General features: G+C 70.0%; 11 protein-coding genes, 1 tRNA gene and 1 riboswitch. All 12 genes read right to left on the minus strand.

The window, feature by feature from the left end; genetic code table 11:
* Window positions 1-4: 4 nt before the first annotated feature.
* The gene (locus tag ACWF0M_RS11110) at window positions 5-1,009 is read right to left on the minus strand and encodes an IucA/IucC family protein (RefSeq protein WP_452235462.1); all 1,005 of its coding nucleotides are present in this window, start codon (window positions 1,007-1,009) and stop codon (window positions 5-7) included.
* The gene (locus ACWF0M_RS11115; protein WP_452235463.1) at window positions 1,006-2,502 is read right to left on the minus strand and encodes a pyridoxal phosphate-dependent decarboxylase family protein; all 1,497 of its coding nucleotides are present in this window, start codon (window positions 2,500-2,502) and stop codon (window positions 1,006-1,008) included. Before ACWF0M_RS11115 ends, ACWF0M_RS11110 begins: the two co-directional genes overlap by 4 nt.
* Window positions 2,503-2,572: 70 nt before the next feature.
* A complete protein-coding gene (locus ACWF0M_RS11120; RefSeq protein ID WP_452235464.1) occupies window positions 2,573-4,837 on the minus strand; it encodes a hypothetical protein in 2,265 nt (754 codons plus the stop codon).
* Window positions 4,838-4,873: 36 nt separating this feature from the next.
* Window positions 4,874-4,945, minus strand: a tRNA-Asn gene (locus ACWF0M_RS11125).
* 53 nt (window positions 4,946-4,998) lie between these two features.
* Window positions 4,999-5,316: a helix-turn-helix domain-containing protein gene (locus ACWF0M_RS11130; RefSeq protein ID WP_452235465.1), complete on the minus strand. Its 318-nt coding sequence runs from the start codon at window positions 5,314-5,316 to the stop codon at window positions 4,999-5,001.
* An 87-nt stretch (window positions 5,317-5,403) separates the two neighbouring features.
* Window positions 5,404-6,705: a serine hydrolase domain-containing protein gene (locus tag ACWF0M_RS11135; RefSeq protein ID WP_452235466.1), complete on the minus strand. Its 1,302-nt coding sequence runs from the start codon at window positions 6,703-6,705 to the stop codon at window positions 5,404-5,406.
* A gap of 41 nt (window positions 6,706-6,746) precedes the next feature.
* A complete protein-coding gene (gene gcvP / locus ACWF0M_RS11140) occupies window positions 6,747-9,578 on the minus strand; it encodes an aminomethyl-transferring glycine dehydrogenase (protein ID WP_452235467.1) in 2,832 nt (943 codons plus the stop codon).
* Window positions 9,579-9,647: 69 nt separating this feature from the next.
* A riboswitch (glycine riboswitch) is annotated at window positions 9,648-9,737 on the minus strand.
* A 108-nt stretch (window positions 9,738-9,845) separates the two neighbouring features.
* Entirely contained in the window at window positions 9,846-10,352 is a 507-nt protein-coding gene (locus tag ACWF0M_RS11145; protein ID WP_452235536.1) for a MerR family transcriptional regulator, read from the minus strand.
* A 296-nt stretch (window positions 10,353-10,648) separates the two neighbouring features.
* Window positions 10,649-11,143, minus strand: a complete 495-nt coding sequence (locus ACWF0M_RS11150; protein WP_130379352.1) for a bifunctional nuclease family protein — start codon at window positions 11,141-11,143, stop codon at window positions 10,649-10,651.
* Window positions 11,144-11,205: 62 nt separating this feature from the next.
* On the minus strand, window positions 11,206-11,919 hold the full coding sequence (ftsR, locus tag ACWF0M_RS11155) for a transcriptional regulator FtsR (protein WP_452235468.1): 714 nt from the start codon (window positions 11,917-11,919) through the stop codon (window positions 11,206-11,208).
* Window positions 11,906-12,466 (minus strand): FHA domain-containing protein, encoded by a 561-nt coding sequence (locus tag ACWF0M_RS11160; protein ID WP_452235469.1) that lies wholly within the window; start codon window positions 12,464-12,466, stop codon window positions 11,906-11,908. Before ACWF0M_RS11160 ends, ftsR begins: the two co-directional genes overlap by 14 nt.
* A gap of 137 nt (window positions 12,467-12,603) precedes the next feature.
* A complete protein-coding gene (gene gcvH, locus ACWF0M_RS11165; protein WP_452235470.1) occupies window positions 12,604-12,987 on the minus strand; it encodes a glycine cleavage system protein GcvH in 384 nt (127 codons plus the stop codon).

The following is a 12,987-nucleotide window of genomic DNA, read 5'->3' on the forward strand; positions in this document are numbered from 1 at the left end:
ACTCTCACCGTGGGGGGGGGTCTTTTTTGTTTAAACCACCCCCCCCCCCCCCCCCCAAATCGCCCCGGCACACCGCGGCCCCCCCCCCGCCCCGCGCCCCCCCGCCGGGGCCCCCCACGATGCTGAAGCGCGGGTGCGCGGTCGCCGTACCCGCGTTGTACGCCGCGTCGAGCAACCGATTGATCTCCAGCCCGCGCCGCAGCTCGGTCGGGGTCGACTCGCGCCGCGAGTTCGTGATCCGCAGACCGAGCGACAGCTTCAGCATCACCGGCTGATCGGGGTGAAAGACCGTTCGCAGCGAAGACGTCGGGTACCACTCCGCACCCTGCGGCCCCAGTGCCTTCACGCGGCCGTCCCGAATCAACGAGGCCACCTGCGGCCGCGACAGCAACGACGACGCCTGCCACGGATGGGCCGGGATCAGGACCCGGCCCGACGACGGGGTGATACCGGCCAGCGCGCCCATCAACTGCACAGCGTCCAGTCCCTGCAGCGAGGGCGCGCCGGCCACCTGGTCCGACGACACCAGTTCGGCGTCGGCTTCGAACCAGTGCACTGCGAAACGGCCACCGAGCTCCGGCGAGTACGCCGCCAGCTCGGCACCGCTCAGTCCGTCCCGGCTCTTCGGCGCCGGGTGGTTCAGATGCCCGAACAGCAACGCCTGCTCGAACTCCAGGAAGCGTCCGGGCCCACGCTCGCCGTCAGCCTCGGAAAGAAACAAGGAGACGTTGCGCACCGACTCCGCCGTCCGCGCGGCCAGATCGTCGATCTCCGCCGGATCCGCGTCCGCCGACAGCAACCGCACCAAGTCCTCAGGAACAGCCGGTACGCCGTCCACCTGTACGTCGGTGAACTGGTGCAGCCCGGTCCGCGACGCGTGCTCCACCCGCGCCGTCACCGTCGAACCGCCGGTCTCGAAGGTCAGCGCCCCGACCGCGACCGGTACGGACGACTCGCGGGTATAACACCGCAGGATCGCGTTCAGATGCGCATCAGCCGCAATAGTCACGCCGCTCCTTCGCCGGTCTGGACGTCGAGGCCGGTGGCCACGACCTGGTCGAGCAGGTCCTCGATGTCCGTCGCGGTGGCGTTCGGGTTCAGCAGCGTCAACTTCAACGCGACTGCCGCCGGGCTGGGTGAACCGCCGCCGCGGGCCGGCAGCTTGGTCCGGCCGATCAGCACCCGCCCGGAGGTCAGCAACCGGCGCCGAACCTCGCCCTGGAGCGCGTCCAGTCCGGACGCGTCCAGGCCCCGCCCGGCGACCCGGAACAGCACCGTGGTCAGGGTCACCGGCGCCAGCAACTCGAGGTTGCTGTCGGCAACGACCCGGGCCGCGGCGGCGTGCGCGAGCTCGTGGCAGGTGTCGACCATCGTTCCCAGTCCGGCCCGTCCGTATGCAGTCAGCGTGGTGGCAACCTTGACGGCATCCGGTCGGCGGGTGGTCTGCAGACTGCGGCCGAGCAGCCCGTCCAGCCCGGAGTCGATGTCGTCGGCCGGGTTCAGGTAGTCCACCGAGCGGTCGAACGCCGCGAACCGGCTCCGGTCTGCCACCAGCAGCACGCTGGTCGCGGCCGGCTGCCAGCCGATCTTGTGCAGGTCCAGCGTCACCGAGTCCGCCAGCGGTACGTCGGCGAGCAGCGGCGCCAGCCGGTCGGAGAACAGTGCCCCGAACCCGTACGCCGCGTCGACGTGCAGCCAGGCGCCATGTGCTCGGGCCAGCGAGGCGATCGCAGCGATCGGGTCGATCGATCCGAAGTCCGTCGTACCGGCGGTTGCGATCACCGCGACCGGCGTACGGCCGGGCTTCGCGAGCTCGTCGGCGAGGAGGTCGGTCCGCATCTGGAAGTTCTCGTCGGAGGCGATCGTGATCGCGGCCTCCTCACCGAGCCCGAGGGCGGCGCAGGCTCGCTGGACCGAGAAGTGGGCGAGTTCGGAGCAGAACACGACCGGCCGGGCGAAGCCCTGCAGACCGTTCCGCCGTACGTCGACGCCCGCAGCGGCGGCTGCACTGTCGCGGGCGATCAGGATCGCGAGCAGGTTCGAGATCGAACCACCGGGCGTCAGCACGCCGTCCGCCTGCGGCCCGAAACCGGCTAGCGATGCTAGCGCCCGCACGACCCACTGCTCGATCGCCAGCGTCGCGGGACCGGAGTCGTAGGTGTCCATCGAGGCGTTCGAGGCCGACGCCAGGGCGTCCGCGTCGACCGCGACCTGCAGGACCGGCGGCTGCAGGTGCGCCGCTGCGTGCGGGTGGCTGAGGTCGATCCCATGCTCGTCGAGCAGCCCCGCGATCAGGTCGAGCGCGGCGGACTCCCCCACCCCGGTCGACGGGACCCGCGGCTCACCGAGCACCTCGGCGGCGCGCCGCAGTACCGCTCCCGGCGAACCGTGCGGCAACGGTCCGCGCTCACGGTCCGCGACCGTCGAGGCCAGCGGCCAGCGTGCGGCGAACGGATCGCGAACAGGTGCGGGCAGCGCGGTCAGACGCGCGGGCTGCGACATCCAGATCTCCCGGGAAGTTGTCGAGTAAGGCAACCCTTACTAAGGCAGACCTAACTTTTGCCCGGTGCACTCACGGTGTCAACTCGGCCACGTCCGAAGTGGCGATCCTCACGAGCCAATGCGGGCCGGTGGTCCAGCCGAGGAGGCGGCGGCCGCCTTGGGGGGTGCGGCCTTGGGCGTCGAAGCGCTCGCCGGCGGCTACGTCCAGGAGCCCGGTGACGGCTGGTGCGAACTGCGGACCGAGGACGCCGGCTCGCTCTACGAGCTTGGCCAGGACGTTGGCGCTGTCGCAGTAGCTGAGGAAGAAGATTGCCTGGCGCCAGGCGTACGCCGTGTTCTTCACGGCCTGCAACGAGACAGGCTGCGTCTGGCGCTGCATCGCCCAGCTGAACGCGCGGTCCGCGAGTTCGGGGCCGACCTCACGGAGCCAGTCGGTCAGGTCTAACGCCTCGACCAGTACGGCGAGGTTGTGCGAGGTCAGGATCTGGCTCTGCTCCAAGACGGTCCCGTTCTGGGCGACGTACCCGGGCGTCTGCGACGTGTGCGCCTCCTGAGCACGTAGGCGGCACATCTCCGCGAAGTCGTCGGACGTCAGCTTCCGCCAGCGGATCCGCGAACGCTGGGGAGCGGCCGGCCACGCGGCGGGTAGGTCGTAGTAGCGCCCGTACAGCGTCCCGGACAGCACCCGGCTCGCGACCGACGCCGCCTCCCGCCACTTCGCCGTGAACGTGCCCATGAAGATGTCGGCAGCGACCTCCTCGACGAGCGGCAGCCCGAGGCCGGCCTGGCTGACCAGTGTGCGGAACTCGCGGACGAGCGGGTTCGGCAGGATCGTCTGCGGGAACGCGCCGAGCGCGACGGCGGTGGTCTCACGCAGCGTCTGCGCGGCGGCTCGGGTCGCCTTCTGAGAGCGGTCGCGGTACGGCGCGACGGCGGAGATCCACGGCAGCTCGTCGAACCGGACCTGATGCTCGAGGTTCAGCAGCAGCAGAGTGCGCCGACGACGGAAGGCCGCGTACGTCTGCGCATACACCGAGGCCAGCACCGGATCCGCGATATTTGCCGCCAGCAACTGTGACGTGACCTGCGGCAGCACCTCGGCGAGCACCTCCCCCGAGCCGATGACGCCGCGATCCACCAACTCGCCGATCGGCGCCTCGAGCGCCCGCGCCGCCTTCGCCAGCAGGTGCGGCGGCATCGCCACGCCGGCGGCTGTCGGAAGCTCCGCACCGTCGACGTCGCCCGCGATCGGACCGAGCCCCGGCAGTCCTCCGTCCCGCGGGAAGCGGTCCAGCCGCGTACTCAGCACGTGCGCCAAGGTCGCGTACGTCGGACGCGCCGCCACCTCGTACTGCGCCGTACGCAAGGATGCGCGCGCCTCGGACCCCGGTGCGCCGTGGGCGCTGATCGTGTTCGCCAGCGCGCGCCGGATCCACCCGACCTCGCGCCCGGTCAGGGCCGAACTGTCGACGGGACAGCGTTCCAGCGCCGACTGCAGCCGCGCGAAGTTGCTCTTCGGGTGCCGCGCATGGTGGCGCTCGTCCGCGGCCGCGTACTCGTCCAGCCACTGGCGACGCCGTTCCATCCAGTCATCCGGCCAGACCCGGCACGGCCAGCCACCGCTCACCACGCCCGAACTCAGCTCCGGGAGGTCACCGTCGACCGTGTCGCACCACAGCGCCACCAGCCGGTCGTGGAGCGGGTTCCAGACGTGGAGAGTCTCCCGCATCGCGGCGATCCGCGGCGGAACCGTTGCCTGTCGCAACTGAGCACGGACCTGATCCACCGAGTGCCGCCGTACCACCGCCCCGGCCGGAGCTGACGACGGACCGAACGTCGGGGTGAATCGGAGCCGGTGCATCAACGGGCGAAGCGCGGCGACCAGGTCGAGCGCCGCGGCGAAATGCCCGTGTTCGAGCAACCAGGCGACGACCAGCAGCGCCGATTCCTCGGGTACGTCGACGCGGCAACGCCCGGTGCGCAGCGCCTGCCCCAGCTCCGCGAGGCCTTCGTCACCGAGGTACCAGAGATTCAGCCGTTCCCGATCCGTCTCCCCCGGCGCGTTCACCGGCAGCCGGGCGAGCTCGTCCGCACTCGGCGGCGATTCCGCCACGTACCGACCGGTCGCGAACCCTCCGGTCACCACCTCCAGCGTGACCCAGACAGGCGTGTCGGCGACCGGCGTCCGCGACCCGATCGTCAGCCGTCCGGACGCCATCCCCTCGAGAACGGTGCGCCAGGCGTCAACCCGGACCGCCGCGCGCCGACGTACCGCTGGATCCTCCGCGACCAACGCCCGTTCGAGCGCATGCTGCAACCGGCCCGTAGCGTACATCCGGAACCCCCGTCCTCTGGATGGAACAACGCTCAGACATGGAGGCAGGACTCGAACCTGCGCCCTCCCGGTGAACAGCCGGGCGATCTACCCCTGATCTACTCCATGCAGTGCGTTACAGGCTAGCTGCACGGCTCCCACTCCCGTGGGAGCCGATGCGGTCAGGCGATTGCCGAGATGTCGCCGTCGTCGAAGTAGATGGCCTGATGAAGGCGACCGCCGAGCGCTGCCGCATAGCGGAGCAGAACCTCTTGCCCGGAGATCTTGCCTTGCTCGATCTGGGAAACCCTGCCCTTGGTGACCCCCATCCGCTCGGCGACCTGGGCCTGTGTCAGGCCACGACCGCGCCGGATCTCTGCCAACCGGTGCCCCTGAACCTCCGCGAGGAGCTCCTGCTTGCCGGCCGCGACGCTTTCCTCGCCCCCGGCACGTGCGACCTCCTGATCGCGGATGTCCCGCCAACTCACGTAGCCGGTCATCGATCGCCCCCTTCGGCCTGTCGAACGCGAACAGGAGCCGGTGTATAGCAAATGCTATACCAGTCGATCGGTTCGAGGCTGCAGGTCTCAGGCGCCGTACGGCGTCCGGGTGAGGACGAACGTTGCGACCGTCAGGTGGGTGATGGTTTGACTGTTGCGGGTTACGTGGAGTTTTTCGCCGGCTAGGTAGCCGTCGCGGCCCTCGTAGAGGTCGGGGGCGAGGGGTGAGAGGCGGGTGGTGAGGCCGCCGGAGAGTTGCAGGATTCCGGCGCAGACGGAGATTGTCAGCGGCGTGTTGCCCCAGTACCAGTGGCCGAGCAGCTCGCTGCCCTGGGCCAGGGGTGGCTCTGGCACCCACTCCTGGGTGATCGGCGGCTCGTACTTCGTCAGGATGCGCACCAGGTCGGGAGCCAGCGAGGCCACCCGGCCGTACGTCGCGTTGCCGAGTGTCACCGCACCGACCCGGCGGACGCGGTCGACGAACAGCCCGGCGAGGAAGCCCGGCATCGAACCGGTGTGGCCGATCAGCAGGTGCGGATCGTCCGCGATCAGCCGCAGGCCGAGCCCGTACGACGCGTTCAGCCCCTCCCGCGGGTCCGACGCCACCGGCGCCGCCATCTCCTCGACCGAGTCCCGGCTCAGCACCTCGTGCACCGGGTCGATCCAGAACTCCGCGTACCGCGCCAGGTCCTCGATCGTGCTCCACAGCTGCCCCGCCGGCGCCATCGCGCCCGAGTCGTACGCCGGCTCCGGGTCCAGTTGCCCGCTGAACGGGTGCACCGAGAAACCCTCGGCGGCCGGGGCCGACGGAAAGTACGTCGTACGCCGCATCTCGAGCGGATCCAGGACCCTGGCCTGGACGAGCTCGATCCACGACTGGCCCCGGAGCCGGGCGACGATCTCCCCGAGCAGTCCGTATCCGAGGTTCGAGTAGTGGTGCCGCCGATCCGCCGGGCCGACCGCCTGCGAGTCGTTCATCGCCGCGGTCAGCTCGTCGAACGGGACGCCCGGATTCCGTTCCCACCAGGGCCCCTCGGGCTCGGCGTTCATCCCGCCGCTGTGCGCGAGCAACTGCCGGATCGTCCGGTCCCCGAACGCGATACCGGGCAGATGCTTGCCGACAGCATCGTTCAGCGACAGCAGCCCGTCGTCGCGGCACTGCATGATCAGCACCGCCGTCATCGTCTTCGTGATCGACCCGATCCGGTACTGCACATCCGGACCGGGCAACGCCCCGTCAGCCGTCGCGAACCGCCCGCGCGCCCCGCTCCACGCCAACTCCCCGTCCCGCAGCACCCCGGCGTTCACCGACGGCAACTTCGACTCCCCCTGCGCTGTCGCAACCTCGGCAAACAGAGCGGCGGCGGTATCAGGACGTACGGAAGTCAATTGAGCTCCAGGCAGGTCGTGGACAGACCAGTATGCCCGTATTACTCGAACGCCTCCGGGGGCGGGCAGGAGCAGACCAGGTTGCGGTCGCCGTACGCGCCGTCGATGCGGCGGACCGGGGGCCAGTACTTCGAGGCGCGGTCGACCGAGCGGGGGAACGCGGCCTCTTCGCGGGTGTAGGCGTGCTCCCACTTGTCGTTGATCACCGACTCCGCGGTGTGCGGCGCGTTCACCAGCGGGTTGTCGGCGGCCGGCCACTCGCCCGCGGCGACCCGGTCGATCTCGTGCCGGATCGCGATCATCGCGTCGCAGAACCGGTCGAGCTCGCCGAGATCCTCGGACTCGGTCGGCTCGACCATCAGCGTGCCCGCGACCGGGAACGACATCGTCGGCGCGTGGAAGCCGTAGTCGATCAGCCGCTTCGCGACGTCGTCGACGCTGATCCCAGTCTCCTTGGTCATCGGCCGCAGGTCCAAAATGCACTCGTGCGCGACCAGGCCGTTCTCGCCGGTGTACAGCACCGGGAACGCACCCTCGAGCCGCTTCGCCACGTAGTTCGCCGTCAGAACGGCAGCCTTCGTCGCCTCGGTCAAACCGGAAGCACCCATCATCCGGATGTACGCCCACGAGATCGCCAGCACACCGGCCGAGCCGAACGGCGCCGCGCTGATCGGACCGACGCCGGACTCCGGACCGGCCTGGTCGAGCAGCGGGTGGTTCGGCAGGTACGGCGCGAGGTGCGCCGCGACCGCGACCGGGCCGACGCCGGGGCCACCGCCGCCGTGCGGGATGCAGAACGTCTTGTGCAGGTTCAGGTGGCTGACGTCGCCGCCGAACTCGCCCGGCTTCGCGAGCCCGAGCAGGGCGTTCAGGTTGGCGCCGTCGACGTACACCTGACCGCCGTGGTCGTGGACGATCTGGCAGACCTCGCGGACGCTCTCCTCGTACACGCCGTGCGTGGACGGGTACGTGATCATGATCGCGGCCAGCTTCGCCGCGTGCTCGGAGGCCTTCGCGCGCAGGTCGTCCAGGTCGATGGTGCCGTCGTCGTTGCCCTTGACAACGACGACCTTCATCCCGGCCATCACGGCCGAGGCGGCGTTGGTGCCGTGCGCGCTGGCCGGGATCAGGCACACGGTGCGGTCCTGGTCGCCGCGCGCGTGGTGGTACCCGCGGATCGCGAGCAGGCCGGCCAGCTCACCCTGCGAGCCCGCGTTCGGCTGGATCGACACCTTCGCGTACCCGGTGACCTCGGCGAGCCAGCGCTCCAGCTGACCGATCAGCTTCACGTAGCCGGCCGCGTCCTCGATCGGCGCGAACGGGTGCACGTCCGCGAACTCCGGCCACGTGACCGGCTCCATCTCGGTGGTCGCGTTCAGCTTCATCGTGCAGGACCCGAGCGGGATCATGCCGCGGTCCAGCGCGTAGTCCTTGTCGGACAGCTTGCGCAGGTACCGCAGCATCGCCGTCTCGGACCGGTGCGTGTTGAACACCGGGTGCGTCAGGTACTCCGTGGTCCGCGGCACGCTCAGAGCGGGAGCACCGAGCGTGTCGTCGTACTGCCCGCCGAAGGACTGGCAGACCCGGGTCAGCGTCGCGACGTCGGTCTTCTCGTCGCAGGAGATGCCGACGTGGTCCGCGTCGACGAGCCGCAGCCAGATCCCGTTCTGCCGGGCGGCGTCCACCACGTCGGCGGCGCGTCCCGGGACCCGGGCGAGGACAGTGTCGAAGAAGTCGTCGTGCACGACCTCGACGCCCCCGGCGCGCAGCGAGGCGGCGAGCTTGCCGGCGTACGAGTGCACACGCTCCGCGATCGCCTTCAGGCCATCGGGCCCGTGGTAAACGGCGTACATCGACGCCACGACCGCGAGCAGGACCTGCGCTGTACAGATGTTCGACGTCGCCTTCTCGCGACGGATGTGCTGCTCGCGGGTCTGCAGAGCCAGCCGGTACGCCGGGGCGCCGTCAGCGTCGACCGAGACGCCGACGAGGCGACCGGGCAACTGCCGCTCGAGGCCGGAATGCACCGAGATGAACCCGGCGTGCGGGCCGCCGTAGAACAGCGGTACGCCGAAGCGCTGCGAGGAACCGATGACGATGTCGGCGCCCGCCTCACCCGGCGCCTCGAGGACCGTAAGCGCGAGCAGGTCGGAGGCGACGGCAACCAGCGTGTCGCGCCCGTGCGCCGCCTCGATGAGCGGCTTGAGGTCGCGGACGACGCCGTTGGACCCCGGGTACTGCACGAGGAGACCGAAGAAGTCGCCCTCGGGCAGACCGTCCGTGGTGTCGGCGACGACGACCTCGATACCGAGCGCCTCGGCGCGGGTCTGCACGACCGCGATCGTCTGAGCGAACGTGTCGGCGTCGACCAGGAAGCGGTCGGACTTGCTCTTCTTGTTCGAGCGGTGCGCCAGCGTCATCGCCTCGGCGGCCGCGGTGCCCTCGTCGAGCAGCGACGCGTTCGCGGTCGGCAGCCCGGTTAGGTCGGAGACCACGGTCTGGAAGTTCAGCAGCGCCTCGAGCCGGCCCTGGGAGATCTCCGGCTGGTACGGCGTGTACGCCGTGTACCAGGCCGGGTTCTCGACCAGGCGGCGGACGATCACGGACGGCGTGAAGGTGCCGTAGTACCCCTGGCCGATCATCGAGGTGGCGACGGTGTTGCGGGCCGCGAGCTGGCGGAGCTCGGTCAGCGCGTCCACCTCGGAGGCGGGCTCCGGCAGCCGGAGCGGCTCGGTGGAGCGGATCGACGCCGGGACCGCGTCGTCGACCAGCGCGTCGACGTCGTCGTACCCGAGGAGCTGCACCATGCGGGCGACCTCGTCCGGTCGCGGCCCGATGTGGCGATCGGCGAAAATTGCAGAGACTTCGGTCATCAAGAGGCTCCGTTGCTGACGTGCTTCCGGTCGCCTCCCCCTCTGTCACGCAACGCGCTCCAGAGTCGCCTATGACACTCGGTCCATGGGCCTGAGAGGTTCCGGGGAGGAATTGCCCCTTCGGCGCCCGATGACACGGGTCTCTCCCGAGTGCTGTGAACGGCTGCCTCGAGGCTACCAGGAATCTCCGAACAGTTCGGGCAGCAGCCCCCGGGCGGCGCCGCGGAGCGAGTCTGCAGTGAGTGGGCGCACAGTGAAGAAACTGGATCAGCCGGTCATCCGGGCGCGACGGCGGGCGGCGAGTTCGTCGCCCTTGTGGCCGTCGGCGTCGCCGTCGTCGTGACCGTCGGCACGCTCCTGGGGCAGCTCGGACAGCGACCCCTCGACCTCGCGCCAGACACCGCCGAGCGCGATCCCGAACACCCCCTGGCCGCCGGCCAGCAGGTCGATCACCTCGTCGGGCGACGTGCACATGTAGACCGACGCGCCGTCGCTCATCAGCGTGATCTGCGTCAGGTCGTCGAAGCCGCGCTTGCTGAGGTGCGCGATCGCGGTCCGGATCTGCTGCAGCGAGATCCCGGCGTCGAGCAGCCGCTTGATCACTTTCAGCAACAGAACGTCGCGGAAACCGTACAGCCGTTGCGTCCCCGAGCCGGTCGCCGGGCGGACGGACGGGGAGACCAGGCCGGTGCGGGCCCAGTAGTCGAGCTGCCGGTAGGTGATCCCGGCCGCCGCGCAGGCCGTCGGACCCCGGAACCCGACGTCCTCCGGCATCGGCCGCAGGTCGTCGTCGAACAGCAGACCCTGAACGCCGGCGGTGGCAGTAGCGGCTGCCACAGCCTCAGCGTGCGCGTCGGACGTCGACTGCGCCGTCAGATCCGTGTCCCCGGTGCGTGTCACGCCTGAGCCTCCCTGGATACCGACTGGAACGAGCCATCTCCGTGGAGTGACACCACCCCACGACGTCTTCACGGTAAGCCGCCGCCCGAACAGGGTCAACGACAACCGCATCGAGCCGGGAGCGTGTCGCGACCGCCGTACGAATCGTTACCTAGGTGCGCTGGTGCTCGTCAGCTCTTGTCGAAGTCCTCCGGGGTCACCTGGTCGAGGAACTCCCGGAAGCGCTCGACCTCCTCTTCCTCCTGCACTTCGTCCGCGCCGTCCGTCTCACTCTCCGGGACCGGGATGCCGGCCTCGGCGAGGATCTCGTCGGCGCAGAACACCGGGGTGCCGGTCCGCAGCGCGATCGCGATCGAGTCCGACGGCCGCGCCGAGATCTCGGTCTTGTCGTCGAACACCAGGATCGCCTCGAAGATGCCGTCGGTCAGGTTCACGATCCGGACCTGGCTGAGGGTGTGCCCGAGGACCCGGATGGTCTCCGCGAACAGGTCGTGGGTCAGCGGCCGGGGCGGTTCCATGCCCTGCTGGGCGAAGGCGATCGCACTCGCCTCGGCAGCACCGATCCAGATCGGCAGGTACCGCTCACCTCCGACCTCTTTGAGCAGCACGATCGGCTGACTCGAGGGCATCTCCACCCGGACTCCGACCACGTCGACTTCGCGCACACGTTCAGCCTACTCCGAGGGGAAGCCCCGAGCGGTCCCACGGGGGTTCGCTGTGGACAGCCTTACGAACGCGGCAGGCGCGAGCGGACCAGGGCGGTGTGTAGACGGACGGTGAGGGCGGCCAGCTCGGCGGTCTGTTCGGTACGGCGGGGGCCGGTGACCTGTTCGATCAGGCCGACCTCGCGGTCCGCCGCCGTACGGAAGGCCCGCAGGTGCCGTGGTTCGAGGCCGTACGCCGCCAGCTCGGCCGCGACCTGTGCGATCACGATCGCGTCGCCGCCGTAGTGGTTGCCGCTGGCCACCACCAGGCCGTGACTCTCCAGCTCGTCGAGCAGTTCGGACGGTACGCCGGCAGCGGCCCGCAGCTCGTCCCGCGTCAGCCGCAGCTCGGTGCTCGCGGCGCCGAAGTCGTCCGCGATCGGCTGGCCCGGTGTCTGCGGCAAGGAACTCGGCGCGACCGGTGGACCGGCGGCGGCCGGCTCCAGGCCGCGGTCGATCGCACCGAGGTGTTCCTTGATCACCTTCAGCGGCAGGTACTGGTCGCGTTGCGCGGTCAGCACGTACCGCAACCGCTCCAGGTCGTCGGCACTGAACTTGCGGTAGCCGGACGCCGTGCGGGCGGGCGTCACCAGCCCCTCGGCCTCCAGGAAGCGGATCTTGGAGATCGTGACGTCGGCGAACTCGGCCTGCAGGAGCTGCAGCACCTCTCCGATGCCGCGGCCGCCCGCAGGCGCAGTGCCGGTGGGCTCAGGAGCGCTGGGATCAGGCCTGGCCACTGGCGTAGTACACCAGCCGGTACTTGCCGATCTGGACCTCGTCCCCGTTGGTCAGCAGGACCTCGTCGATCCGGTCACGGTTGACGTACGTCCCGTTCAGGCTGCCGACGTCGCGGACCTTCACGCCGTACGGGTCCCGGCGGAACTCGGCGTGCCGGCGCGACACCGTCACGTCGTCGAGGAAGATGTCGCTGTCCGGGTGCCGGCCGGCGGTGACCACGTCGACGTCGAGCAGGAAACGGCTGCCCGCGTTCGGCCCGCGCTGGACGATCAGCAGGGCGGACCCGGCCGGCAGCGCGCCGACCGCGGCCGCGTCGTCCAGGGACAGCGGCTCGCCGGTGCGCTCCGGCTCCGGCTCGGCACCGATCGGGGTCAGCATCGCCGTGTCGGTGACACCCGGTGTCGGCAGCGAGGTCGACTGGGGAGCCGACTGGGGGTTCGCCGGGGCTGCCGCCGGGCGGTCCGCGCCAGGCAGCATCGCTCCGCACTGCGAGCAGAACCGGCTGCCCTCGGAGTTCTCGTGCCCGCACTGGTTGCAGAACGGCATGCTGTGATCCTCCCGATCGCCGGTGGTCCGGCGACGTTTTCGATAGACCCCGTGATAACAGTGTGACTTGCTGGAACAAGATGAGGGGACCTCAACCCTCGACCAGCGGTTGAGGTCAGTAACCTACCAGCCGCGGTTCAGCCTTGGTCGAGCTGGCCCTGGTAGGTCTCGGCGTCCATCAGGGCGGCCACCTCGGCGGTGTCCTCGACCTCGATGTCGAGCAGCCAGCCCTCGCCGTACGGGTCGCTGTTCACCAGGTCCGGCTGGTCGGCGAGCGCCTCGTTGACAGCGGTCACGGTGCCGTTCACCGGGGCGAACAGGTCGCTCACGCTCTTGGTCGACTCCAGCTCGCCACAGGCGTCGCCGGCCCGCACCACGCTGCCGACGTCAGGCAGCTGCACGTACACGATGTCGCCGAGCTGGTCCTGCGCGAAGTCGGTGATGCCGACCCGCACGGGTCCTTCCTCGCCGGCCTTCAGCCACTCGTGCTCGGCCGTGTACTTCAGGTCTTCGGGGTACAC

The organism is Kribbella sp. NPDC055110, from assembly GCF_053607525.1.